This is a genomic window from Nocardia sp. NPDC047654 (assembly GCF_043205035.1).
Classification (GTDB): domain Bacteria; phylum Actinomycetota; class Actinomycetes; order Mycobacteriales; family Mycobacteriaceae; genus Nocardia.
The window spans coordinates 968,830-990,907 of the sequence record NZ_JBIDDF010000001.1 but is presented as its reverse complement, the minus strand read 5'-3'; the positions used below and the strand labels follow the sequence as shown (position 1 = coordinate 990,907).

At 68.2% G+C, this 22,078-nt stretch carries 25 protein-coding genes; 14 read left to right on the top strand and 11 right to left on the bottom strand.

Annotation, left to right across the window (positions count from 1 at the left end; all coding sequences use genetic code 11):
• Nucleotides 1-79 precede the first annotated feature (79 nt).
• The 3 genes from ACGF7Y_RS04745 to ACGF7Y_RS04735 all read left to right on the top strand — a co-directional run bounded on the left by ACGF7Y_RS04745 (nt 80) and on the right by ACGF7Y_RS04735 (nt 2,718).
• Nucleotides 80-1,462 carry an ABC1 kinase family protein gene (locus tag ACGF7Y_RS04745; RefSeq protein ID WP_393229186.1) on the top strand — a complete coding sequence of 461 codons (1,383 nt, stop codon included), beginning with the start codon at nt 80-82 and terminating at the stop codon, nt 1,460-1,462.
• A gap of 92 nt (nt 1,463-1,554) precedes the next feature.
• Nucleotides 1,555-1,701, top strand: a complete 147-nt coding sequence (locus tag ACGF7Y_RS04740; RefSeq protein WP_393229183.1) for a hypothetical protein — start codon at nt 1,555-1,557, stop codon at nt 1,699-1,701.
• 39 nt (nt 1,702-1,740) lie between these two features.
• Entirely contained in the window at nt 1,741-2,718 is a 978-nt protein-coding gene (locus ACGF7Y_RS04735) for an NAD-dependent epimerase/dehydratase family protein (RefSeq protein WP_393229180.1), read from the top strand.
• A 37-nt stretch (nt 2,719-2,755) separates the two neighbouring features.
• Here the strand turns inward: ACGF7Y_RS04735 and ACGF7Y_RS04730 are convergent, their stop codons facing one another.
• Nucleotides 2,756-3,319: a PadR family transcriptional regulator gene (locus ACGF7Y_RS04730; protein ID WP_393229177.1), complete on the bottom strand. Its 564-nt coding sequence runs from the start codon at nt 3,317-3,319 to the stop codon at nt 2,756-2,758.
• Nucleotides 3,320-3,441: 122 nt separating this feature from the next.
• Here ACGF7Y_RS04730 and ACGF7Y_RS04725 point away from each other — a divergent pair, with 122 nt between their 5' ends.
• Entirely contained in the window at nt 3,442-3,858 is a 417-nt protein-coding gene (locus ACGF7Y_RS04725) for a nuclear transport factor 2 family protein (protein ID WP_393230948.1), read from the top strand.
• Nucleotides 3,855-4,739 carry an SGNH/GDSL hydrolase family protein gene (locus tag ACGF7Y_RS04720; protein WP_393229174.1) on the top strand — a complete coding sequence of 295 codons (885 nt, stop codon included), beginning with the start codon at nt 3,855-3,857 and terminating at the stop codon, nt 4,737-4,739. The genes ACGF7Y_RS04725 and ACGF7Y_RS04720 overlap by 4 nt, the downstream gene beginning before the upstream one ends.
• A gap of 29 nt (nt 4,740-4,768) precedes the next feature.
• Here ACGF7Y_RS04720 and ACGF7Y_RS04715 read toward each other — a convergent pair whose 3' ends face one another.
• Entirely contained in the window at nt 4,769-5,158 is a 390-nt protein-coding gene (locus ACGF7Y_RS04715; protein ID WP_393229171.1) for an RICIN domain-containing protein, read from the bottom strand.
• A gap of 330 nt (nt 5,159-5,488) precedes the next feature.
• On the opposite strand from ACGF7Y_RS04715, the gene ACGF7Y_RS04710 reads away from it, so the two are divergent.
• The 3 genes from ACGF7Y_RS04710 to ACGF7Y_RS04700 all read left to right on the top strand — a co-directional run bounded on the left by ACGF7Y_RS04710 (nt 5,489) and on the right by ACGF7Y_RS04700 (nt 9,245).
• Nucleotides 5,489-5,845, top strand: coding sequence for a hypothetical protein (locus tag ACGF7Y_RS04710; protein WP_393229169.1), 357 nt, complete (start codon nt 5,489-5,491; stop codon nt 5,843-5,845).
• 149 nt (nt 5,846-5,994) lie between these two features.
• Nucleotides 5,995-7,452, top strand: coding sequence for a flavin-containing monooxygenase (locus tag ACGF7Y_RS04705; RefSeq protein ID WP_393229167.1), 1,458 nt, complete (start codon nt 5,995-5,997; stop codon nt 7,450-7,452).
• Nucleotides 7,453-7,502: 50 nt separating this feature from the next.
• Nucleotides 7,503-9,245, top strand: a complete 1,743-nt coding sequence (locus ACGF7Y_RS04700) for an FAD-dependent oxidoreductase (RefSeq protein WP_393229165.1) — start codon at nt 7,503-7,505, stop codon at nt 9,243-9,245.
• Nucleotides 9,246-9,279: 34 nt separating this feature from the next.
• Here the strand turns inward: ACGF7Y_RS04700 and ACGF7Y_RS04695 are convergent, their stop codons facing one another.
• Complete coding sequence (locus ACGF7Y_RS04695; protein ID WP_393229162.1) at nt 9,280-9,942, bottom strand: maleylpyruvate isomerase family mycothiol-dependent enzyme; 663 nt, start codon at nt 9,940-9,942, stop codon at nt 9,280-9,282.
• A gap of 76 nt (nt 9,943-10,018) precedes the next feature.
• Between ACGF7Y_RS04695 and ACGF7Y_RS04690 the strand changes: the two genes are divergently transcribed.
• The gene (locus ACGF7Y_RS04690) at nt 10,019-10,474 is read left to right on the top strand and encodes a MarR family winged helix-turn-helix transcriptional regulator (protein ID WP_393229160.1); all 456 of its coding nucleotides are present in this window, start codon (nt 10,019-10,021) and stop codon (nt 10,472-10,474) included.
• Nucleotides 10,475-10,500: 26 nt separating this feature from the next.
• Nucleotides 10,501-10,983 (top strand): hypothetical protein, encoded by a 483-nt coding sequence (locus tag ACGF7Y_RS04685; protein ID WP_393229157.1) that lies wholly within the window; start codon nt 10,501-10,503, stop codon nt 10,981-10,983.
• Nucleotides 10,984-11,011: 28 nt separating this feature from the next.
• Here the strand turns inward: ACGF7Y_RS04685 and ACGF7Y_RS04680 are convergent, their stop codons facing one another.
• On the bottom strand, nt 11,012-11,950 hold the full coding sequence (locus ACGF7Y_RS04680; protein ID WP_393229154.1) for a DUF1206 domain-containing protein: 939 nt from the start codon (nt 11,948-11,950) through the stop codon (nt 11,012-11,014).
• A gap of 5 nt (nt 11,951-11,955) precedes the next feature.
• Nucleotides 11,956-12,330 carry an FAD-dependent oxidoreductase gene (locus tag ACGF7Y_RS04675; RefSeq protein ID WP_393230945.1) on the bottom strand — a complete coding sequence of 125 codons (375 nt, stop codon included), beginning with the start codon at nt 12,328-12,330 and terminating at the stop codon, nt 11,956-11,958.
• Between the two features lie 291 nt (nt 12,331-12,621).
• On the opposite strand from ACGF7Y_RS04675, the gene ACGF7Y_RS04670 reads away from it, so the two are divergent.
• Nucleotides 12,622-14,154: an acyl-CoA synthetase gene (locus ACGF7Y_RS04670; RefSeq protein WP_393229151.1), complete on the top strand. Its 1,533-nt coding sequence runs from the start codon at nt 12,622-12,624 to the stop codon at nt 14,152-14,154.
• A gap of 7 nt (nt 14,155-14,161) precedes the next feature.
• Here the strand turns inward: ACGF7Y_RS04670 and ACGF7Y_RS04665 are convergent, their stop codons facing one another.
• Nucleotides 14,162-15,109 carry an alpha/beta fold hydrolase gene (locus tag ACGF7Y_RS04665; protein WP_393229148.1) on the bottom strand — a complete coding sequence of 316 codons (948 nt, stop codon included), beginning with the start codon at nt 15,107-15,109 and terminating at the stop codon, nt 14,162-14,164.
• A 112-nt stretch (nt 15,110-15,221) separates the two neighbouring features.
• The gene (locus tag ACGF7Y_RS04660; RefSeq protein WP_393229145.1) at nt 15,222-16,106 is read right to left on the bottom strand and encodes a TetR family transcriptional regulator; all 885 of its coding nucleotides are present in this window, start codon (nt 16,104-16,106) and stop codon (nt 15,222-15,224) included.
• A gap of 157 nt (nt 16,107-16,263) precedes the next feature.
• On the opposite strand from ACGF7Y_RS04660, the gene ACGF7Y_RS04655 reads away from it, so the two are divergent.
• Both ACGF7Y_RS04655 and ACGF7Y_RS04650 read left to right on the top strand, forming a co-directional pair.
• Nucleotides 16,264-17,484 (top strand): acyl-CoA dehydrogenase family protein, encoded by a 1,221-nt coding sequence (locus ACGF7Y_RS04655; protein ID WP_393229142.1) that lies wholly within the window; start codon nt 16,264-16,266, stop codon nt 17,482-17,484.
• Between the two features lie 265 nt (nt 17,485-17,749).
• Nucleotides 17,750-17,977, top strand: coding sequence for a hypothetical protein (locus tag ACGF7Y_RS04650; protein ID WP_393229140.1), 228 nt, complete (start codon nt 17,750-17,752; stop codon nt 17,975-17,977).
• A gap of 151 nt (nt 17,978-18,128) precedes the next feature.
• Here ACGF7Y_RS04650 and ACGF7Y_RS04645 read toward each other — a convergent pair whose 3' ends face one another.
• Nucleotides 18,129-18,374 carry a CsbD family protein gene (locus ACGF7Y_RS04645; RefSeq protein WP_393229137.1) on the bottom strand — a complete coding sequence of 82 codons (246 nt, stop codon included), beginning with the start codon at nt 18,372-18,374 and terminating at the stop codon, nt 18,129-18,131.
• A 362-nt stretch (nt 18,375-18,736) separates the two neighbouring features.
• On the opposite strand from ACGF7Y_RS04645, the gene ACGF7Y_RS04640 reads away from it, so the two are divergent.
• Nucleotides 18,737-18,913 (top strand): hypothetical protein, encoded by a 177-nt coding sequence (locus ACGF7Y_RS04640; RefSeq protein ID WP_393229135.1) that lies wholly within the window; start codon nt 18,737-18,739, stop codon nt 18,911-18,913.
• 3 nt (nt 18,914-18,916) lie between these two features.
• Here the strand turns inward: ACGF7Y_RS04640 and ACGF7Y_RS04635 are convergent, their stop codons facing one another.
• The 3 genes from ACGF7Y_RS04635 to ACGF7Y_RS04625 all read right to left on the bottom strand — a co-directional run bounded on the left by ACGF7Y_RS04635 (nt 18,917) and on the right by ACGF7Y_RS04625 (nt 22,022).
• Nucleotides 18,917-20,140, bottom strand: coding sequence for an NADH:flavin oxidoreductase (locus ACGF7Y_RS04635; protein ID WP_393229132.1), 1,224 nt, complete (start codon nt 20,138-20,140; stop codon nt 18,917-18,919).
• The gene (locus tag ACGF7Y_RS04630) at nt 20,137-20,718 is read right to left on the bottom strand and encodes a TetR/AcrR family transcriptional regulator (RefSeq protein WP_393229129.1); all 582 of its coding nucleotides are present in this window, start codon (nt 20,716-20,718) and stop codon (nt 20,137-20,139) included. Before ACGF7Y_RS04630 ends, ACGF7Y_RS04635 begins: the two co-directional genes overlap by 4 nt.
• 296 nt (nt 20,719-21,014) lie before the next feature.
• Nucleotides 21,015-22,022 (bottom strand): esterase/lipase family protein, encoded by a 1,008-nt coding sequence (locus ACGF7Y_RS04625; RefSeq protein ID WP_393229127.1) that lies wholly within the window; start codon nt 22,020-22,022, stop codon nt 21,015-21,017.
• Nucleotides 22,023-22,078 lie beyond the last annotated feature (56 nt).

The window sequence follows — 22,078 nt, the reverse complement described above, 5'->3', positions numbered from 1 at the left end:
GGTCGACAAGCGGCGGTCGGGCTGCGAAGAATACGGACGTGCGGCATCGGCGGCACGAATGCTCATGGAGGTGCGTGCGGTGGCCGGACGGGTACCGAAAGGTCGCCTGGCGAGAAGTGGCCGCCTCGGCGGCCTGGCCGCCGGCCAGGCGGTACGCGGGGTCGGGACCCGGCTATCGATGATCGGCAGAACCGAGGAAGCCCGGCGGGTTCTCGCCGAGCGCTCGACGTTGCAGACGGCGCAGCAACTCGTCACGGTGCTCGGCGCCATGAAGGGCGCGGCGATGAAGCTGGGGCAGATGCTGTCGGTTCTCGAGGTCGACCTCGTGCCCGAATCGCACCGTGAACTGTTTCGCACCAAGCTCGCCGAACTGCGGGATCGCGCGCCGGTCGTGCCGTTCGCCGCGATGAAGCAGGTGATCGAGGACGACCTCGGGCCGTTGGCGCGCGTGTTCGCCGACTTCGACGAGACACCGATCGCCGCGGCGTCGATCGGGCAGGTGTATCGAGCCCGGTTACACGACGGACGCACCGTGGCGGTCAAGGTGCAATACCCGGGGGTGGACGCGGCGATCCACGCGGACATGCGCAATCTGGAAGTGCTCGGCAAGCTGTGGAAAACCGTCCTGCCGAGCGCGGCCGACACCGCCGTGCTGGACGAGATCGCCCGCAACATCGGCAACGAACTCGACTACCCCCGCGAAGCCCGGACCCAGCACCGGGTAGCGATGCGCTACCGCGACCACCCCTTCATCACCGTGCCCGACAGCATCGAAGAGCACTGCACGCGAAGCGTTCTCGTCTCCGAGTACGTCGAAGGCGGTGACTTCCAGCAGATTCGATCACTGCCCGCCGCCGAACGCGATCGCATCGGCGAGTTGATCTACCGCTTCTACATCAGTGCGCTGTTCCGCGACAACGAGTTCTGCGGCGACCCGCATCCGGGCAACATCCTGCTCGCCGCCGACGGCCGGCTGGCGTTCGTCGATTTCGGGCTCTACGACCACATGGACCCCGTGCACGTGGACTTCGAGCGCGCGTGTCTGCGGGCCGCCGGTGAACACCGCGCACGAGACCTGTACGACGCCTGGGTCGGACGCGGCATCATCGACCCGGACGCGGGAGTCACCACACAGGAATGCCTGGATTATGTGTGGGCCGCCGCGGGATGGCATCTGCTCGACGAACCGATCACCATCACACCCGAGGTCGCCACCGGCGCGGTCATCCTCGCCATCGACCCGCGAGCCGCCGAGTTCAAAGGTATGCGCCACCAACTACTCCCGGCCGAGCACGTCTTCTCCCGCCGCGCGGACCTGTTCACCTTCGCCGCGCTCGGCCAACTCCACGTCACCAACAATTGGCATCGCCTCGCACGGGAGTGGCTCTACCACGAGCCCGCCACCACCGACATCGGCCAGGCGATCGAGCAGTGGCAACGCGACCGGGAACACCGAGCGTGACCCCCACGTCACCGGACCCGCGCCTCGTACGGCACCCAACGGAATGCGCGCGCACTCCGCGTGAAGTCCACGCCGATGGGTAGCCCACGGGCGTGACCGAACCCGGAAACAGGAACGCACCCGAACTGGGCGACCAGACCGACACTTCCCACCCTGACGACCTGGACCTCGAGACCCGCGAAACCCCCGACAACGAGGACGTGAACGAAGAGGCGGGCACCGTCGAACCACCCGACTGAGCACGGTTTCACCCACGGCGGCCGGGGAATTCCGACCGCATGGGTATCACTGTCGCCGTCACCGGGCCGACCGGCGAGATCGGCATCTCCGCCGTCTCCGCACTCGAACTCGACCCGGCGGTCGACCGGATCGTCGGAATGGCCCGCCGGCCGTTCGACCCCGCGGCACACGGCTGGACCAAGACCGAGTACCGGCGGGGCGACATCCTCGACCGAGCCGCCGTGGATGCCTTGGTCGCGGATGCCGACGTGGTGATCCATCTGGCGTTCGTGATCATGGGCTCGCGGGAGGAGAGCGCGCGGGTGAATCTCGCGGGCACTCGCAATGTCTTCGAGGCGACGGTGGCCGCCGAGCGGGTCCGCCGCCTGGTCTACACGTCCTCGGTCGCCGCCTACGGCTACCACCCGCGTAATCCCTCCCCCATCACCGAAGACGTACCGCCCGATGGCTCGCCCGAGCACTACTACTCCGAGCAGAAGGCCGCGTGCGAGGCGGCGCTCGCCGAGATCACCGCCGGCTCCGGTCTCGAGGTGTTCGTGCTGCGGCCGTGCATCGTGGCCGGGCCGAAAGCGCCGGCTCTGCACGACCTGCCATGGGAGAAACTTCCCGGCCCGCTGCGCACTCTGGCCCGCTCGAACCCGCTGTTCAAACCGGTTATTCCCGACCCGGGCCACCCACTGCAACTCGTCCACCACGACGACGTGGCCGCCGCCATCGCGCTGGCCGCCACCGCGCCGGCGCCGCCCGGCGCCTACAACATCGCGGGCGATGGCACCCTCACGCTGTCCGAGGTCGTCGCCGCGCTCGGCGGCAGGCCGGTGCGCGTTCCCGCGGTCGCCGCCACCGCCGCGTCCGCCGCCCTCGCCCGCCTCCCGTTCATGCCCGCCACGCTCGAATGGCTGCACATCGTCCGCACTCCCGTGGTCATGGACACCAGCCGCGCGAAGCGGCAACTCGGCTGGGCGCCCGCGCATACCTCCGCGGAGACCCTCGCGGCACTCGCCGCCGCCCGCTGAGCCGCGCGGTCCGGCGTCCGGACGTCGTCGCGGATCGCTACGCGTGCGCGGCCATCCGCCGGTCGATCACCAACAGGGCGAACTCCGCCCAGCGGACGTTCTCTTGTTCGAAGGAGATGCCACGCAGCAAGGTGAGATACGGGCCGACTCGTTCGGCCTCGGCGAGATACGCCTGTTCGCTGCGGCCGTTCAGCAGCCGGGTGCGCAGCCGTTCGTATCGCGCCAGCTTCGCCTTCGACCAGTCCAGGCGCTCGGCCACCGTGGCGCGCACCGCCGCGGCGTCCTGGACGTCCATGCCCTGGACCTTCACCATCATCTCGTCGCGGATGGCGGTGGGTTTGGCGGGCTCGGCGACGAACTCGTGCAGCGCCGCCCGTCCGGCGGGGGTGATGGAGTGCAGGCGCTTGTTGGGGCGGCGCTCCTGGTGAACGATCCGGGTCTCGATGAGACCGTCGGCCGCCATGCGTTCCAATTCCTTGTACAGCTGTTGGGGCGTGGCCATCCAGAAGTTCGCCACCGAAGCGTCGAACCCCTTGGCCAGGTCGTAGCCGGACGCCTCGCCTTCCAACAGGGCGGCCAACACCGCGTTACGTAGCGCCATCTACCCAGGCTAGCACCGGATGAGAATAATCAATTAGTTGTCCCCCGAACCCTAGACATCCCGCGTGAGCCGCCACTACTGTTCAGTTCACCTAGTCAACTTATTGAGTATGCGAGGTGCACATGCATCCCTTCCGGGCAGCCGTGGAGGCCCGCGACGAGGCCGCCATCGAGGCACTACTGGCCGACGACGTCGTGTTCACCAGTCCGGTGGCGTTCAAGCCCTATCCGGGCAAGGCCGTCACCGCCGCGATCCTGCGCGCGGTGATCCGGGTCTTCGAAGACTTCCGCTACGTGCGCGAGATCGCCGATGCCGACGGCCGCGATCACGCGTTCGTCTTCGAGGCCACCGTCGACGGGAAGCAGCTGACCGGCTGCGACTTCCTGCATTTCGACGATAACGGCAAGATCGACGACTTCACCGTCATGGTGCGCCCGCTTTCGGCCGCACAGGCCCTGGCCGCGCGGATGGGCGAGCAGTTCGAGCGCATCAAGGCCGAAGCCACCGCGCAGCTCGAGGGTGAGGCGAGCGGAGCATGAGCGACTACGACGCCGTGGTGGTCGGCGCGGGCAGTGCCGAGCCGACCGCCGCGGCGTTACAGCGTGCCGGCGCTCGCACACCTGCGATCCGCGGCGGTTACTCGCGGTATGTCGCTCTCGGCGACAGCCAGACCGAAGGCGTCGGCGACGGCGACGACCGGATCGGAGTGCGCGGCTTGGCCGACCGCCTCGCCGAACGGCTCGCCCAGGACAATCCCGATCTGCACTACGCCAATCTCGCGGTCCGCGGCAAACTCGCCCGGCAGGTCCACGCCGAACAACTCGATGCCGCACTCGCGCTGCGACCGGACATCGCCACCGTCATCGCCGGGGTCAACGACCTCCTGCGACCGGGATTCGACGCCGACGAGGTCGCAGGCCACCTGGACACCATCTTCGCCGCGCTCACCGCGCAGGGCGCGGTCGTGGCCACGGTGACCTTCCCCGACATCGCGCGCATCACCCCCCTCGCCCGGCCGATCAGCACCCGCGTCACCGCGCTCAACCTGCGCATCCGCGACTCGGCCGCGAACCACGGCGTCATCGTCGCCGAAACGGCACGGCACGCCGTGGTCACCGACCCCCGTCTCTGGAGCCCCGATCGGCTGCACGCCAGTCCGCTCGGGCATCAGCGCATAGCCGACGCTCTGGCGCACGCGCTGCGGCTGCCCGGCGCCGACGACGGCTGGACCAGCCCCGTGCGGCCACCACTGGTGGCACGAGGCCCGGTCTCCGCGGCCGCGTACGAACTGCGCTGGGCGGCAACCTTTCTCGGCCCATGGCTGCGACGCCGGGTCACCGGACGGTCCTCCGGTGACGGCCGCACCGCCAAACGCCCCCGGCTACGCCCGGTTCGCGACCACCGGAACTCGACGGAATAGCCGCGATCGGCGCGGCGAAACCGCGCCGATCATACTTTTCTGAATATCCACTTCTCCCGTTCGCTTTCTCGATTGATCAGCAACTGCGGTTGATTGTTCTGGATGACGCCGATGACGAATTCGTCGTCACTGGTGGCGATCGGGGATATCTCGGGGAACTCGGGCATATCCCAGCCACAATGCTCGTCGGCGCACAGCAACCGCCCATTCACACGATTCGCCGCGAGATGCCCGCCGGTTTTCTTGTTGACGATGTCGAAGTCGCCCTCTTCGGGATTGGCCGGGCACGTCCACAGTTGGGCCTCGTCGTCGGCGGCACGCTGTCGCATGGTCACACTGTCCGCGCCGCCGTCGACCGCGAGTGCTTGGCCGGTTTCATAGTTGATGATTTGATATGTGGTGGCAGTCTTCTCAGCCATGGTCTCGTCCTCACTGTGTGAGCGCACCGCTACCGAGCTCGACACCGCCGGTGACGCTGCGCTGATCTCGTAGTCGTCGTCCGAGGCGAATCGCCGGGAGCAAGTACAGCAGAATCGGCGCCGCGCCGGAGCGAATTCCATCAGCCGTGACCTGATCGCCGTCGTCTCCCGCCACTCGATCCGGAATCGCGCGCTATTTCATCCGAAAAAGGTGAGGGAAGCCCCGTTGCGCGTTCATATGCTGCGAAGCGGCGCGAGAATCACTGCCATCCACCGACGTTCGCGCCGAATTCTCGGACTCCGCGTGCACGATCCGAAGGGAGACGACCGATGACCGGAACCGGCATGGACGCCAAGCGAAAGACCGTACCTCTGTCATCGCTGACCGAGGGGACGCCTGCCGAGCGAAGCTCGCCCGGCTGGTACAAGCTGTACAACGACACGGATATGTATGTCTCGGTCTACCGGCAAGAATGGGACAAGCCCAAATCGCTGTTCATTCTCGCTCCCGGCCAGACCAGCTCGGAATACGAGGCCGGGCACGAGATCTGCATCCTCTGGATAACGAACGTCGGCACCGAGTCGACGCCCATCACCTGGGACAGTTCCGGCGGGTTCAGCTGCGAGTACGTGCAGAGCGGCTACACGCAATCGAACCAGGTGAACAACGTGAGTTCCTTCCTGTAGGTGACGGCCGCAAGATCACCGGGTGCGCGGTGATCCTGCCCAACGGATGAGCCGAAGGGCGGGATCAGCCGACGACGTGGCCGAAAGTGTGGATTTTCTGACCTCAGGTGTTTGGCATAGGTCTTTGTCGAGGTCATAGCGTTGTCGCCATGAGCACACCTTCGATCGTCATCATCGGCACCGGATTCGGCGGGCTCGGCATGGCGATGGAACTGCAGCGTGCTGGCCTGCACGATTTCACGATCCTGGAGCGGGCCGAGGACGTCGGCGGCGTCTGGCGAGAGAACACCTACCCGGGCGCGGGCTGCGACATCCCCTCGCCGCTGTATTCCTATTCCTACGCGCCGCGCACCGACTGGCCGAAGCGGTTCTCCCAGCAGCCCGACATCCTCGCCTATCTGCGCGGCATCGCCCGCGATCACGACCTGCTGCCCAAGATCCGCTTCCACAGCGAGGTCACCGAGGCCGAGTTCGACGACGCCACGGGCCGATGGACCGTGCGCACCGCCGACGGCGCCCAGCTGACCTGCGATGTGCTGATCTCCGCGGTCGGGCAGCTCTCGCGGCCCGCGCTGCCGAACATTCCCGGTGTGGAGAGCTTCCGCGGCACGGCCTTCCATTCCGCCGAATGGGATCACGAGGCCGACTTGACCGGCAAGCGGGTGGCGGTGATCGGCACGGGCGCCAGCGCGGTGCAGTTCGTACCCGCGATCGCGCCCTCGGTAGCGCATCTGACGCTGTTCCAGCGCTCGGCGGCGTGGATCATGCCGAAGCCGGACGTCGAGTACAAAGGGTGGCATCATCGCGCCTTCCGGCTGCTGCCGGTCACCCGCCTCACCGAGCGCTTCGCGTTCTGGCTGTTCTGCGAGTTCCTCTCCCTGGGCATCGTCGACGTGCCGGTCATCCGCAAGCTGGTGACGCGGATCGGCCTGCGGCATCTGCGGCGTCAGGTGGCGGACCCGGGTCTGCGGGCCCAGCTGACCCCGGATTATCCGGCCGGCTGCAAGCGGGCGCTGTTCTCCAACGACTACCTACCCGCGCTCACCCGGCCCAACGTGACGGTGGAGACCACCGCGATCACCGAGATCACCCCGGAGGGCGTTCGCACCGCCGACGGTGCGCTGCACGAGGTGGACGCCGTCATCTACGGCACCGGGTTCAAGGGCACCGAATTCCTCTGGCCCATGCGGATCTCGGGCCGGGGCGGGCGCAAGCTGGCCGACGAGTGGTCGCAGGGCGCTCGGGCGTATCAGGGCATCACGATGCCCGGCTATCCGAACTTGTTCCTGATCTACGGCCCGAACACCAACCTCGGTGTCGGCTCGATCGTCTACATGATCGAATCGCAGGCCCGCTACATCCGCCAGGGCGTCCAGCGTCTCGCCGAACGCCCCGGCCACGTGCTCGAGGTTCGTCCCGAAGTCGAGGCCCGCTTCGATCGCCTGCTGCAGCAGCGTCTCGACCGCACGCCGTGGAACTTCTGCTCGAGCTGGTACCGCAACGCGGCCGGGCGGATCACCAACAACTGGCCGGGCACCGTCACCAGCTACCGGTGGCGCACTCGCAAGCTCGACGCCGCGGACTTCGAAACGAGGAAAGTCGCTTGACCCGGCCTACCTCTTCCGCGGCAACAACTTCGACAACTGGTGGAGATCAGATGACGTTCGACTACGACGTGGTGGTCGTCGGTTCCGGCTTCGGCGGCAGCGTGACCGCACTGCGACTGACCGAGAAGGGTTACCGGGTCGGCGTGCTCGAGGCGGGAAGGCGCTTCGCCGACGACGAGTTCGCCGAAACCTCCTGGGACGCGCGCAAGTACCTGTGGGCCCCTGGACTCGGTTGCTTCGGCATCCAGCGGCTGACGCTGCTGAAGGACACCTTCATCATGGCGGGCGCGGGCGTCGGCGGCGGCTCGCTGGTCTACGCGAACACGCTCTACGAGCCGCCGGACAAGTTCTATCAGGACCGCCAGTGGGCGCACATCACCGACTGGAAGGACGAGCTCGCTCCGCACTACGACCAGGCCAAGCGGATGCTGGGCGTCACGGCCAACCCGGCGACCACGCCGTCGGACCGCGTGCTTGCCGAGATCGCCGAGGAGATGGGCGTCGGCTCGACCTACCGCAGCACGCCCGTCGGCGTCCTGTTCGGCGGCAACGGCGTGCGGCCCGGTCAGGATGTGCCCGACCCGTACTTCGGCGGCGTCGGCCCCGCGCGCAGCACCTGCACGCACTGCGGCGAATGCATGACCGGCTGCCGCCACAACGCCAAGAACACCTTGGTCAAGAACTACCTCTATCTCGCCGAGCAGGCCGGGGCGACGGTACACGCGCTCACCACGGTGACCGATGTGCGTCCGCTGTCCGGCGGCGGCTACGAAATCGCCACTGTCCGCACCGGACGCTGGGTCCGTAAGGCGCGCCGCAAGTTCACCGCCGAGCAAGTCGTCTTCGCCGCAGCCGCCCTCGGCACCCAGAAACTGCTGCACCGGCTGCGCGACCGCGGTTCGCTGCCGGACATCTCCCCGCGGCTGGGCGAGCTCTCGCGCACCAATTCCGAGGAACTGCTCTCGGTGCGCAGCCGCCGCAAGGACTCCGACTTCACCAAAGGGGTGGCGATCACCTCCTCGATCCACCCGGACGACGACACCCACATCGAGCCGGTGCGCTACGGCAAGGGCAGCAACGCCATCGGCCTCATCGGCACCGCCATGATCGATCCGGACGGGCACACCCCGAAGCTGCGCCTGTGGGCGCGCACGATGCGCAAGCTCGGCCGCGACGCTCTGCACCTGCAGAACCCGCGCGGCTGGTCGGAACAGATGATCGGGCTGCTGGTGATGCAATCGGTCGACAACTCCATCACCACCTACACCAAACGCGGTCTGTTCGGTCGCAAGATGACCACCAAACAGGGTGTGGGCGAACCGAATCCGACCTGGCTCCCGGCCGGGCACGAGGTGGCCCACCGGGTCGCCGACAAGATCGACGGCATCGCGGGCGCCGGCTGGAGCGCCCTCTTCGACATCCCGATGACCGGGCATTTCATCGGCGGCTGCGTCATCGGCGACTCCCCCGAATCCGGTGTCGTGGATCCGTACCATCGGATGCACGGATATCCGGGGCTGCACGTCATCGATGGCTCGACCATCTCGGCCAACCTCGGTGTGAACCCTTCGCTCACCATCACCGCGCAGGCCGAACGGGCCGCCGCTCTGTGGCCGAACAAGGGTGAGCCGGATGCCCGTCCGCGGCTCGGCGCGCCCTACCGGCGCATCGACCCGGTGCCGCCGCGCAACCCGGTGGTCCCGACCGATGCGCCTGCCGCACTACGGCTGCCGATCGTCGAGATCAAAGGGTCGGTCGACCGGTCCGAACCGGCCGCCGACCAACGCGGCTGAGCACCGGAATCGTGGACGGGTGATCGGTCCCGGGTCAGGCGCTGACGAGGCGTTCGGTCAACGGCGCCAGACCCGCACCGGCCAGGTCCCGCAGCCGCGCGGTACGTCCCGTGACCGCCAACAGCAATGCCGTGACCGGGCCGTGGACCTCGGGCCCGGTGCCGTGCGACCAATCGATATCGGTGGCGCGCAGGCGGATCCCGCGCAACCGCCGGTGGTCGAAGACCGGCCGGCCGAGAGTGACCGCCCGCGCGATAGCCGCGGCGGCGGCCGCCGGCGGAAGCTCGAGAGTACGTCCGAGCGGGATGGCGATGTCCTGCCCGTGGACCACGGTGTCCATCAGGACGTTGCGGTAGTTGGTCAGCACCGGCATGCGGCGTGCGGCCGCCTGGTCCCGTATGTCCGAGACCAGCTGAGCCACGGGCACGTCCGCGTAGCGCCTGGCGAGCAGATCGACCAGACGATTGTAGTCGCCTCCGGCGCGCAGACCGGTCGCGATCATGACGCCGACCGGCGGCGGCGACGGTGTCATCGCCAGGTGGGCGGCTACGTGCCGGACTCGCCAACCGGCGCACAGCGAGGGATGATCCCACTCCTCCGGAGACAGTTCGGCCAGCAGGCCCGCGATCGCGCGGCGCTGCTGCTCGATGATCTGCCAGCTGCTCTCACGGTCGAGGACGGTCGATCGGGCGGGCATGACGGCACCTCCGATATAATTGGTCAGTCTCTCTGACTAATATTGTCAGTGTCTCGTACCAATGTCAAGGAGTGGGATGGCGGAGGAGCCCAACGTCGGCCTGTTGATGCAGATCGCCTTTCGGGCGATGGAGCAACGGGTGCTCACAGCCCTGACCGACTCGGGATTCGGCGACATCACCGTCGCGCAGGCGAGGATAGTCGCCCAGATCGACGCCGCGGGCACCCGTCTGACCGAACTGGCCGAACGAGCGCAGATCACGAAACAGACCGCCGGATTCCTCATCGACCAGGTCGAACGTGCCGGTTATGTGGAGCGGGTCCCCGATCCGAGCGACCGCAGGGCCCGCCTCGTGTGCCTGACCGAACGCGGCGAGCAAGCGGCCGGTTTCGCCAATTCGGTGGCCGAACGCGTCGAGCGGGAATGGGCGGCGCATCTGGGCGCCCAGGGAATGCGGCAGCTACGGCAAGCGCTGAATCGCCTGCGCGAGATCACCGACCCCTACCCTGCCGCCGCAAGCGGCGACCGGTAGCGATCAGAATCGGGAGCGATCATCACATGAGCGAAGATCAGGGTCCTACGCCACTGCGCTACAACCAGACGGGCCTGCGCGGAAGGCTCGCCCGGTTGCTCGTCGAGGAGGCCACCGACGAGATCGATTGGCCCGCGGACCTTCCGTCCGGTACCGGCACCGTGGTGATCATCGATGACCAGCCGAACCCCCATCACACCTTGCGCGTGCACCCGCCGGATGACCCCACGCGCGTCGCCTTGGTCGTGTACGACCAGTTGGCGCTCTGCGACGACCGGCCGCGCATGGATCCGCGACGAATCGAGCTCAATCGCAGGCACAGCCGGGAGATGGGTTCGCTGTTCGCCCGGTTCCTCGATGCCCACCCCGATGTCGAATCCGAAGTGCACGCAGCACAACCGACTCCGGAGCAAGAGGACGCGTGGACTGCCTTCAGCGCTGAACTCTTCGCCCGGCAACAGGCCGAGCGATCCGCCCTTGCCGCGGAGATCGAAGCCGAGCGGCGGTAGGCGACGACGCCGCCTACCTTCGCCCGATTCACACCGGAACCCCTCCGTAGGTCCGCCGGTATTTCGCTTGCAGGAACGACAGGACCCCGAACGCCATCAAGCCGAGGGATACCAGGATGAGCAGCCAAGGACCGAGGGTACTGCCGGCGAAATCGTGCAGTACCGCATCGACGCCTTTGACGTTCGCCGGCTCGTAGTTCGCGGCCGCCACCACCGCGGCGAGCCCGATCCCCATGATGATCAATCCCCGCGCCAGATAACCGAACCGGCCCAGCCAGATCACGCTCTCACGGGACGCCTGGGTCATCCAGCCCATCCGCAGGTCGTCGACGAAAGCCAGACGAAGCCCGCGCAGGGTGGTCAGGACACCCAAGGCGAGGATGACCAAGCCGATCAACAGGACGACCACTTGCCCACCGTCCCAGGCCAGGATCCGGGCGGTCACGTCGCGTGCGACGGCCTCACCGGGCTGCGGCGTCCGGCCGTCCACCACGAACCGCAGGATGACGAAGAACGCGATGGCGTAGACCAGCCCGATGGCCAGCGCGCGCAGGCGAAGTCCGCTCGGGCTCCCCGCGGGCGCGCCGGCAGCCTGCGCCAGCCGCCAGGCGGCCAGGGCGGCGAATCCGAGGGCAAGGATCCACAGCAGGAGATATCCCAACGGTTTACCGGCGAGCGCGGCGAGCGCCCCGCCCGCGGTCGGCTCATGTTGTGCGGTGCCGACCGCCAGCATGAAGGCGAGAATACCGATGACAATGTAGGCGATTCCGCGTGCGATGAAGCCGAATCGCGCGGCCCCCGCCAATCCCCCGGATCCCGCGTGCCTGCGCGGACCCCTGCTGTCACGCCGCCAGCGGCCGCCATACCGGCTGCGCCAGCCGCTTCCGTAACCGCTGCGCCGCCGACCGTATCCCCCGCCGCGGGTGCGACGCCGTCGATATCTGTCAGCACTTCGGAACAAGCTCATGATTCTCACCTCTCCATGGACCGTATTGCCCACTTCGGGTGGAATAACCGGACGAACATCGTCGAAAAGCGGGAAACCGCCGCGCAGCTCAGGGCGCGGCGGTCACTTCGGGACAGCCAGATAATCGTGGACGGCGTCGACGGATCGCGAAAGGCGGTGCGTCCCAGCGCAGCCGATCTCCGGTGCCGATCGTGCCGACATACTCGAGCAGCGCGCCTCAACAGCAGATGCTGACCGCTGTCGGCCATGCCCGCGACGCCGGGGACGTCGAAGGAGGAGATACGTCCACCCAGCCGCCCCCTCTTCTCGACCAAGCTCACCCGATACCCCTGCTCCGCCAGCCGGACCGCGGCGGCCAGCCCGGCCGAACCTGCTCCCACCACGACGTGCCGCGTGCCCGCAACGTCAACTCATCGCCTCTCCGGACCGAAATCGACCGGTCGATCCGCTCGACATGTCCCGACCTTTCCGGCGCTACCGCCGCCCCACCCCGGAGCGCACGCCTGGAATTGTGACGAATAAACCAGAACCGCCGTTTACTTTCAGCTATCGTACGGTGGCAGAGCAACCGCTCTGCGGGACACCAGGGATGCCGGCGCGGCCGAGGATCCGGGGAGCCCGCGCAGGCCGGGCGGTCGGGCACCGACCGCTCCGTTCCACCGAGGAGCCGCATGTACCCCGGCGCACACGTCGACCGATTCCCTGACAAACCGGCTGTTGTCCGCGCCGAGAGCGGTGAAGTGCTTACCTATCGGGAACTCGAGGAGAACTCGGTCCGGCTGGCCCGCCACCTGTACGACGCGGGGTTGCGCAAAGGTGATCATGTCGCGCTGCTGTCCGGGAACGACCCGAAGGTCTACGAGGTCTACTGGGCGGCATTGCGAACCGGGCTTTACATCACCGCCGTCAACCGGCATCTGTCGCCGAGCGAGATCAGCTACATCGTCAACGACTGCGGAGCCAGGGCGCTGATCGTGTCGGCTGGTCTCGCCGGCGCCGCCGAGCAGATCGTGGCGCAGACCCCCTCGGTCGACATCCGCCTCGCCTTCGGCGGCCCGGTGCAGGGGTACAAGTCCTATGAGGACGCCCTGGCGGCGGCCTCGCCCGAACCCCTGCCGGGCCAGCCGCGCGGCGCGGACATGCTCTATTCCTCGGGTACCACCGGACGGCCCAAGGGCATCAAGCAGCCCCTGCCGGACCGGCAGGTCGGCGACGCGCCCGGCGACACCTATACCGCGATCTTCGGCCCGCTCTACGGATTCGACACCGAGACGGTCTACCTCTCCCCCGCCCCGCTCTATCACGCCGCGCCGCTGCGGTTCGGTGGCGTGGTCCACGCGCTCGGCGGAACTTTGGTGATCATGGAGAAATTCGACGCCGAGCAGGCGCTGGCCGCCATCGAGCGCTACCGCGTGACGCACAGCCAGTGGGTGCCGACCATGTTCGTCCGGATGCTGAAGCTCGACGAGGCGGTCCGCGCCCGCTACGACGTGTCCAGCCTGCGGGTCGCCGTGCACGCGGCGGCACCGTGTCCGGTCGACGTGAAGCGGGCGATGATCGATTGGTGGGGCCCGATCCTGCACGAGTACTACGCCTCGACCGAGGCCAATGGCGCCACCTTCATCGACAGCGAGCAGTGGTTGCGCAAGCCGGGCTCGGTCGGCAGGGCCGGTCTGGGGACGATCCGGGTGTGCGGCGACGACGGCGCGGAACTGCCCACCGGTGAGATCGGCACAGTCTATTTCGAACGCGACGAGATCCCCTTCGCCTATCACAACGACCCCGCCAAGACGGCGGAGGCGGTCCACCCCGAACACCCGACCTGGACCACCACCGGCGATATCGGCTACGTGGACGAGGAGGGCTATCTGTTCCTCACCGACCGCAAGGCCTTCATGATCATCTCCGGTGGCGTGAACATCTACCCGCAGGAGATCGAGGACGCGCTCGCCCTGCACCCCCGGGTACTCGACGTGGCGGTGATCGGCGTGCCCGACGAGGAGATGGGCGAATCCGTCAAGGCGGTCGTCCAGCCGGCGCCGGGCGTCGAAGCGGGCCCGGAACTCGCCGCGGAGCTGCGCGACTACCTGCGCGAGCGCATCGCCCACTACAAGGTGCCGAAGAGTTTCGACTTCGCCGACGACCTGCCCCGGACCCCCACGGGGAAGCTGGTCAAGGGCAAACTCCGCCAGCGGTACGTGTGAGTGTCGGTCAGGCGGCGTAGGTGAGGCCGGCGGCACCGACCTCACCGGCCCGCGCCATCAGGCGTGCGACGGCCTCGGCCACCTTGCCGGGCTGCTCCAGGATCACGGAGTGACCCGCGCCATCGATCATCACGAAGTCCGAGTACTCGACGGCGGCGGCCATCGCGACGGAATGCGACGGCGGCGTCATCAGGTCGGCGGAGCCGCACAGCACCAACGTGGGAATCCGGGAGAGAACCGGGAGCGCGTCGGTTCGGTCATAGACCATGAAGTCGCTCAAGAAGCTCGCCATCGTGACGATCGGTGTCTCGTTGCGCATCGCGTTGGCCAGGGTGAGCACCCGGGAACTCACCTCGCCATCACCGAATTCCGCGGTGCGGATGATCGGGGCGAAGAGCTTGCAGGCCGCGAGCTTCGCGTGGTGCATCAGGCGCGGGGCACGGCGGACGGCCGCCTGGAAGACGGAGACGACCGGGTTGCGCAGCAGCCGGCCGAAGCCTGCGTCGGCGAGCCCGTCGGCAGCGGTCGCGAGGAGCGCGACGCCGACGATGCGGGTGCCGATCTCATGCGGGTTGCGGCGGGCGTAGGTCAGCGCGGTCATGCCGCCCATCGAGTGACCGACGAGGACGACCGGTCCGGTGGGGGCCACGGCATCGAGAACCACCCGCAGGTCGCGGCCGAGCTGCTCGAGGTTGTAGGTCTGCCGGGGCGCCGAGGCGGACTCGCCGTGACCGCGGTGGTCGTAGCAGACGACCCGCGCGCCGGGGTGCCTGCGTAGCAGAGCGTCGCGAACGTAGGTCCATGACTCGGTGCGCAGGCAATGTCCGTGCAGCAACACGAGGGTGAGGTCCGCCTCGCGCGGACCGTATTCGCGAACCGCGAGGGCCACGCCGTCTTCGGTCCGGACCGTGGCACGCCGCTCCGCCGCGGTGGGGATTGTGCTGGGGATCGACATGGGATGCTCCGGTTCGCCGGCGGTGACACGTCTTACTGTCCGCCGTCCCAGCCGCCGGCATCAGGCCCCCGAGTGGTGGTGTCCGGTCCCCGAGGGTGTGGTCGATCGCCACCTAGGTGAGGCGGGAGCGATGCGGCTGGTTCGCAGGATGGATCCCGAGCACGCCCAGGGCGAAATCGCCGTACCGTGCGGCCACTTCCTCCGGCGTCGCCGGGCCGGACTCGCGAAACCACTGCGGGATGGCGGTGCACATGGTGGCGATGGCTCGACCCGCCGCCCGGATATCGGGAGTGGCGATGCGGCCCTCGCCATGGGCCTCGGTGATCGCGTCGTCCAGGATGGCCTGGATGTCACGGCGGGAACGGGCGATGCGCACGCGTTCGCCCGGAGACAGACTGCGCATCTCGCTGGCGCCGATGAACCCGAGGTCGCGGCGGTGGGTGTGGAACAGGGCCAAGGCTTCGACGATCAGGCGCACCCGGTGAACGCTGTCGCGGCCCTCCGCGCGGGCGGCACGCACGCGCCAGTGCAGTTCGTCCATGGTCAGTTCGAGGATGCGCACCAGTAGCTCGTGCTTGTCGCGGTAGTGGTGGTAGAGGCCGGGAACGCTGGTGCCCGCCCGCCGGGCCAGGGCGCGCACGGTCGTGCCGTGATAGCCGATCTCGACGAACGAGGCGAGGGCGGCGGCCAGCACCGGGTCGACGTCCAACGGAGCGAAGTCACGCCAGCCGCCGTGTGCCCCCGGCTCGGTGTCGGGCCGGTCGCAGCTCGGCCGGGACACGGAGGCCATGGCACCGAGCAAATGCGTGACCGGCACACCGAGCACATCGGACAACCGGGTCAGGCGTGCAACCGAGATTCCGGTCTTTCCCGTCTCCATGGCGCTGAGCGTCGCGGGACTCACCTCGAGCCTGCGGGCCACCTCGCGCAGCGACAAGCCCGCGGCGCGGCGCGCACGACGGATCGCCTCGTGTGGCGACGTTCCCTCATCGTCCATAATGTTCAGAATAACTGAACTCAATCTTTGACCACTCCCCCGCCGATAACACTCGAACAAGGCGCTTTGACACCGATCGCACCCAGTGAGACAGTGTTCAGATGGAGCGATCGTTCGGTCCGATGACGAGGCTCCGGATGTCGAGGAGGAATGCGCGATGCCGATCGATCTGACCTATTCCGACGAAGTACGGGCGCTGACCGCACGCACCCGCGCGTTCGTGCGGGAGACGGTGCTGCCGATCGAGGACGAACACCACGGCGACATCACCGCCGCCGGTGGTGACGAGCTGCGCGGCACGCTGAACGAGCAGGCGCGCCGAGCCGGCGTCTTCGCGCCGCACGCGCCCGTCGAGTACGGCGGTCACGGGCTGTCGATGTCGGATCGCGCCCCGGTGTTCGAAGAGGCGGGCTACTCGCTGTTCGGTCCGACCGCGCTCAACATCGCGGCGCCGGACGAGGGCAATGTGCACATGCTCGCCCACATCGCCGACCCGGAGCAGAAGTCGCGCTACCTCGAGCCGCTCGCCCGCGGGGCGGTGCGCTCCGCCTTCGCGATGACGGAACCCGCACCCGGCGCGGGCTCCGATCCGGCGGCGCTGGCCACCCGGGCCGTCCGCGCCGACGGCGGCTGGCGCATCAACGGCCACAAGTACTTCATCACCGGCGCGGACGGCGCGGCCTTTTTCATCGTGATGGCTCGCACCTCCGGCGAACCGGGCCAGCGCGGCGGGGCGACCATGTTCCTGGCCCCTGCCGACACCCCCGGCCTGCGTGTGGGCAGGCATATCACCACGCTCGACCGGGCCATGATCGGCGGCCACTGCGAGGTCTTCTTCGAGGACATGTTCGTTCCCGACGAAGCGGTGCTCGGCGCTGTCGACCGCGGCTTCGAATACGCCCAGGTGCGGCTGGGTCCCGCTCGCATGACGCATGTGATGCGGTGGCTCGGCGCTGCGCGGCGCGGTCACGACATCGCCGTCGCGCGCGTCGCTCAGCGCGAAGGATTCGGTGCGCGCATCGGCGATCTCGGCCTGGCGCAACAGATGATCGCCGACAACGAGATCGACATCGCCGCCACCCGTGCGCTGCTGGTGCGCGCCTGCTGGGAACTCGACAGCGGGGAGCACGCGGGCAACGCCACCTCGATAGCGAAGACGTTCGCCGCCGAGGCGATCTTCCGCATCGTCGACCGGAGCATCCAGCTGTGCGGCGGTCTCGGCGTCTCCGACGACCTGCCGCTGGCGCGCCTGTCCCGCGAAGTGCGGCCCTTCCGCATCTACGACGGACCCTCCGAAGTGCACCGATGGGCTATCGCCAAGCGGGCGGTCGGTGCCGCCCGGCGGGCGTCGGCCGACGGGTCCAGCCCTTCCCACTGATCCGCAGAGCCGCCGGACGAGGCCCGAAGTCCGCCCGTCGGCCGCCGACGCGGAGGGCAGGCGGATCCACCGTCTGTCAGCCCCACGCCAGACCGGACACGTTTCGGAGCAGCAGCCGGTCCGATCGGCGGCGCGTGCCATCACAGCCACAGCTCACCGCGTAACATGCGGACCTCATGGTTGCGCCGAAACGGAGTTCCTCGCCGCCACGAGCGGCGAACACACCGATCCGACCACGTCTCGGGATGTTCGAACGGAGAGCCGTATGCCAGCGCAAGACCGCCGATACCTCATCTCGCTGAATACGGGAGAACCCGGCGACGACGCGACGCTGATGACGATCCGGTCGGCGTTCTTCGACTGGCTGAAGAAGGCCGGCGCCGAAATCATCGAAGACGGCGGCGCCAACCGGGTAGTCATCGCGGCGGCGCCGGAAACAGCCGAGCGGGCCTGCGGCCTCGCGTACGTGCGCACCGTCGAGCCATACGCCTGACAGCGCTGCTCGGTCACGAGCGCGAGCCGGCGTGTTCCGCCCTCGGTGAGGCGTGCCGACTCGATGACCGACCCACACCCCAACACCCCGCCGCCGCCAGCTCGGCTGACGGCGGCGGGGTGTGTCTACGGTCGGACGAACCGGCGGGTGATCACCGTCCGTGCTGATGCGCGGACTGGCGGGCCTCGTCGACGTCCGCCTCGGCCCTGGCCTTCTCGGCGGCGGCTTCCTTGCCTGCCGCCTCGCGCTGCGAGGCCGCCTTGTCCTGCTGCGCGCGGCCCTCGTCCTTCAGATCCTCGTGACCGGTGACGGTACCGGCCGCTTCCTTCACCTTGCCCTTGACATCTTCGACGACGCCTTCGACGCCTTCACGAGGACCGCTTCCATGTTCAGCCACAACAACCTCCTGGAATATCGGAACAAGCTGACATCTCGCGCATACCCGGGAGACCGGCCTCGAACCGTCTTCGCCGAGAAAGACCGACGCCGCGCGTGTCGTGCCTGGTCGCGGGCGGGCGGCGTCAGCGAAGCGGGGTGGTCTCGCTCGGGCCTTGCCGATACCGGGTCATCGTGAGCCGCTGTTCGCGGTCGTTGTACTCCGGAATCGGCAGCGGGAACCGGTAGCGCCGTTGTACATGAACCAGGCGATCTCGAGCCCGAGCGGATCGATGGAGCGGTTCGAGACGCCCCAGCCCGCGGTGCCGTTGTGGGTCGGTAACCGGCAAGGAGGCAGCACGGCATCGGACTATGCACCTCGCGATGGACATCGCGATGACGGCGATGCTGGTCGCCGCGCTGACAGCGGCCGGTCCGGGGCGGCGGCTGATCCGTCATGACCGCCGGGCTCTGAAACACCGGAACCGAGAAAGGCCGCGTCGTCACGTGGCCGCCGGGAGCGCGCGCCGCCCGCCCGGCGCCGTGTGGATCGACCGCTGACCGCTACACCTGTGCTTCGGTGCCGCCGATGCCGGACATCGTCAGCTCGACGGGTTCGCGCGGCTGGTCGGGACGGAACACACAGCGCGTGCACGTGTAGATCGTGGGCATGCACTCGTTGCAGTGCACGCAGGCCGACCGGGTCGTCGCGTCCGATCGGATGCGCTGCAACAGGTTCGGCTCCCGGAGCAGAGCACGGCCCATGGCGACGAACTCGAAGCCTTCCGCCATCGCGAGCCGCATGGTGTCCAGATTCGTGATGCCGCCGAGCAGGACCAGGGGCATGGTCAACTCTCGCCGGAAGTGCCGCGCCCGCTCGAGCAGATACGCCTCCTGATAGGGGTACTCCTTCAAGAACGCCTTGCCGACCATCCGGAAACCCCAGCGCGCGGGCACCGGGAGAACATCGCCGAACGACCGCCGCGGGGCGGCACCGTGGAACAGCAGCATCGGGTTCAGCAGCGAACTGCCCGCCGTCAGCTCCAGCGCGTCCAGGGTGCCGTCGGCTTCCAGCCACGCGGCGACCTGCACCGACTCCGGCACGGTGAGCCCGCCCCGCACTCCGTCTTCCATATTCAGCTTCGCCGTCACCGCGAGCCGGCCGCCCACGGCTTGCCGTACCGCGGCGGCGATCTCGCGCGCCAACCGCGCCCGGTTGGCCAAGCTTCCGCCATAACGATCGGTGCGGCGGTTCAGCTTCGGGCTCAGGAACGAGCTGACCAGGTAGTTGTGCCCGAAGTGGATCTCCACCGCATCGAAGCCGGACGCTTCGGCCAGCTTCGCCGCGCCGGCATGAGCCGCCACGAGTTCACGGATCCCGTTCTCGTCGGGACTGCGCATCATGCGCATCGAGAGGGGGCTGAGCATCCGGCTCGGCGCCAGCGCCGGAGCCCGGTTGGAGGCCGCGTTGGCCACCGGACCCGCATGGCCGATCTGCGCACTCACCGCGGCGCCTTCACCGTGGACGGCTTCGGTGAGCCTCCGCAATCCCGGTACCGCTTCCGGACGCATCCAGATCTGGTGCCGATCGGTCCGGCCACCGGGAGCGACAGCGCAATACGCCACCGTCGTCATCCCGACGCCCCCGGCGGCGACCTCGCGATGGAACTCGATCAATTCATCGGTCACCAGAGCGTCCGGAGTGCGGCCCTCGAAGGTCGCGGCCTTGATCACCCGATTGCGCAGGGCGATCGGTCCGAGCCGGGCCGGTGCGAATACGTCGTTCATCGTTGTTTCTCTCCTGTCGGCGCGGTCAATCCGGCCACTACGAATTCCCGGAGGGTGGCCACCGCCTCCCGCGACATCTCCCGATGCTCCGCACTGCCGAATCGCATGATGAGCAGGTCGAACGCCAACATCCATCGGCGACGGCTCTCACGCTCGCTCACGCCGGGCAACAGGCTCACCCACGCATCGATCCGGAACCATGGCTGCCGCCATTCGGTCACCTGCCTGCCGAGGACGAACTGCGCCAGCAATCTCAGGTGCAACCGCCCCACGGGATCGGCGGCCAACGCGACGAACGGCTCGATCACCGCATCGACCACCTCGGCGACCGACCCGCGCCCGCTGGTGACAGCGGCCAAGCGGCCCTCCCACACCGGCCCCAGTCGCTCCTCGAGTAACGCGGCGACGAGGGCGTCCTTCGAACCGAAGTGGTAGTGCACCGCCGCCGGGTTGGCCCCGGCCTGCGCGCAGATCCCGCGAACCGACACCTCGTCGTAGCGGCCCTCCAGCAGCAGTCGTTCGGCGGCTGTCAGCAGGCGATCGCGGGTGGTCGCGGCCTCGGAGACCTGTTTCGGCATGCGCCAAGTCAAGCACGTCTCCATCGCCGTTTCAATCACTGATTGAAACAATGTTTGACCGGCTTCTCGCGCCCCTTCGATACCAGGAGACGACAGCGCCCACGGCCCTCGATGACGCGACCCGTGCGGTCAGGAGGCACACCGCAGCCGTCCGGGTCGATCCGGCTGCGAGGCGGCGCGGAGGGGCGGCCGACTCGATCGGTCTCTCATCGCCCTCGGCCGGTTCGGCCACCGTTGATGGCGAGGACATTCACTGCGGCCGAAACGGGCACACCGAAACGGCCCGCGCCGATTCCTCAGGAATTGCCCGCGATGATCACCTCGGGAATGCCGGTGCCGAGCGGGACCGGCCGGCACACCGGCGCCGGACTGCCCGGAGCCAGCACGGTGAGCAGCAACTCCTGCACGAACGGGTCGTACACCATGTGGAAGTGCCCGGTGAGATCGGCGGGACACAGGTCCTGCAGGGCGATGTTCCGCGCGCCGGGCCCGCGCAGCGCGATGTTCTCGAACGGCTGGATCATCTCGTCGACCCGGCTGCCGATGGTCACGTATCGCACCCCGGGCACCGTGTCGCCGCCCGCGTTGAGATCGAGCATGATCGGCGACCCCTCGGCCTGCTGCACGGCGGCCAGCGAAGTCACCTGGGCGAACGCCTGCAACGCGCCCGGGATCGCCTGGGCCACCGGCACCAGCCCGTACATCACACCGCCGTAGGTGGGCGAAGCGAGGCCGACCCACTGACCGACTCTGGGCGCACCACCCAGCTTGTTGACGTAGTACCGAGTGACATTGGCGCCCTGGGAGAATCCGATCAGATCGACCTTGCCCGCGCCGGTGGCCGCGAGCACCTGATCGACGAACGCGCCGATCTGATAGGCGCTGAGCACCAGATCCTCGGTGCCGTAACTGTCCGCGCCGGGCTTGCCGCCGTAGTTCAGCGCGAACACGCAGAATCCGGCCGCGGTCAGGCGCGGCGCTATCCCCGACCAATCGGAATATGCTGTGGAGTCGGTTCCGTGCGCGAGCACCAACGGATGGGGATGCCGGGCGCTGGGAACGCATCCGAAGTCGTTGGTGCCGCTCGGGACCGCATTCGGATGGCTTTTCTGATACCACGCGGCGGCGAGGTGGTCGGACTGCGGCGGAGCGGGGTACGTCGGCACGTCGGGCGGGCGGAGGCCGGGCGGCTCGGCCGACGCCACGCCCGGGCCCAGCGCGGCCGCGCCGGCGACCACCAGGGCCAGCACGGCGCGACGCAAGTGTGAACTACCCCAAGCTTTCGCTCGACTCGACTGTCGCATCTCACAATGATCGCTCCGATCGGCTCGAAATGCGCGCGGTATCGGGGTGTTTCGCC

What these genes read in the sequence shown, in the direction of transcription:
- ACGF7Y_RS04735 (WP_393229180.1), top strand. Translation starts at nt 1,741, where the DNA reads ATGGGTATCACTGTCGCCGTCACCGGGCCGACCGGCGAGATCGGCATC.
- ACGF7Y_RS04730 (WP_393229177.1), bottom strand. Translation starts at nt 3,319, where the DNA reads ATGGCGCTACGTAACGCGGTGTTGGCCGCCCTGTTGGAAGGCGAGGCG.
- ACGF7Y_RS04725 (WP_393230948.1), top strand. Translation starts at nt 3,442, where the DNA reads ATGCATCCCTTCCGGGCAGCCGTGGAGGCCCGCGACGAGGCCGCCATC.
- ACGF7Y_RS04720 (WP_393229174.1), top strand. Translation starts at nt 3,855, where the DNA reads ATGAGCGACTACGACGCCGTGGTGGTCGGCGCGGGCAGTGCCGAGCCG.
- ACGF7Y_RS04715 (WP_393229171.1), bottom strand. Translation starts at nt 5,158, where the DNA reads ATGGCTGAGAAGACTGCCACCACATATCAAATCATCAACTATGAAACC.
- ACGF7Y_RS04710 (WP_393229169.1), top strand. Translation starts at nt 5,489, where the DNA reads ATGACCGGAACCGGCATGGACGCCAAGCGAAAGACCGTACCTCTGTCA.
- ACGF7Y_RS04705 (WP_393229167.1), top strand. Translation starts at nt 5,995, where the DNA reads ATGAGCACACCTTCGATCGTCATCATCGGCACCGGATTCGGCGGGCTC.
- ACGF7Y_RS04700 (WP_393229165.1), top strand. Translation starts at nt 7,503, where the DNA reads ATGACGTTCGACTACGACGTGGTGGTCGTCGGTTCCGGCTTCGGCGGC.
- ACGF7Y_RS04695 (WP_393229162.1), bottom strand. Translation starts at nt 9,942, where the DNA reads ATGCCCGCCCGATCGACCGTCCTCGACCGTGAGAGCAGCTGGCAGATC.
- ACGF7Y_RS04690 (WP_393229160.1), top strand. Translation starts at nt 10,019, where the DNA reads ATGGCGGAGGAGCCCAACGTCGGCCTGTTGATGCAGATCGCCTTTCGG.
- ACGF7Y_RS04685 (WP_393229157.1), top strand. Translation starts at nt 10,501, where the DNA reads ATGAGCGAAGATCAGGGTCCTACGCCACTGCGCTACAACCAGACGGGC.
- ACGF7Y_RS04680 (WP_393229154.1), bottom strand. Translation starts at nt 11,950, where the DNA reads ATGAGCTTGTTCCGAAGTGCTGACAGATATCGACGGCGTCGCACCCGC.
- ACGF7Y_RS04670 (WP_393229151.1), top strand. Translation starts at nt 12,622, where the DNA reads ATGTACCCCGGCGCACACGTCGACCGATTCCCTGACAAACCGGCTGTT.
- ACGF7Y_RS04665 (WP_393229148.1), bottom strand. Translation starts at nt 15,109, where the DNA reads ATGTCGATCCCCAGCACAATCCCCACCGCGGCGGAGCGGCGTGCCACG.
- ACGF7Y_RS04660 (WP_393229145.1), bottom strand. Translation starts at nt 16,106, where the DNA reads ATGGACGATGAGGGAACGTCGCCACACGAGGCGATCCGTCGTGCGCGC.
- ACGF7Y_RS04655 (WP_393229142.1), top strand. Translation starts at nt 16,264, where the DNA reads ATGCCGATCGATCTGACCTATTCCGACGAAGTACGGGCGCTGACCGCA.
- ACGF7Y_RS04650 (WP_393229140.1), top strand. Translation starts at nt 17,750, where the DNA reads ATGCCAGCGCAAGACCGCCGATACCTCATCTCGCTGAATACGGGAGAA.
- ACGF7Y_RS04640 (WP_393229135.1), top strand. Translation starts at nt 18,737, where the DNA reads ATGGACATCGCGATGACGGCGATGCTGGTCGCCGCGCTGACAGCGGCC.
- ACGF7Y_RS04635 (WP_393229132.1), bottom strand. Translation starts at nt 20,140, where the DNA reads ATGAACGACGTATTCGCACCGGCCCGGCTCGGACCGATCGCCCTGCGC.
- ACGF7Y_RS04630 (WP_393229129.1), bottom strand. Translation starts at nt 20,718, where the DNA reads ATGCCGAAACAGGTCTCCGAGGCCGCGACCACCCGCGATCGCCTGCTG.
- ACGF7Y_RS04625 (WP_393229127.1), bottom strand. Translation starts at nt 22,022, where the DNA reads ATGCGACAGTCGAGTCGAGCGAAAGCTTGGGGTAGTTCACACTTGCGT.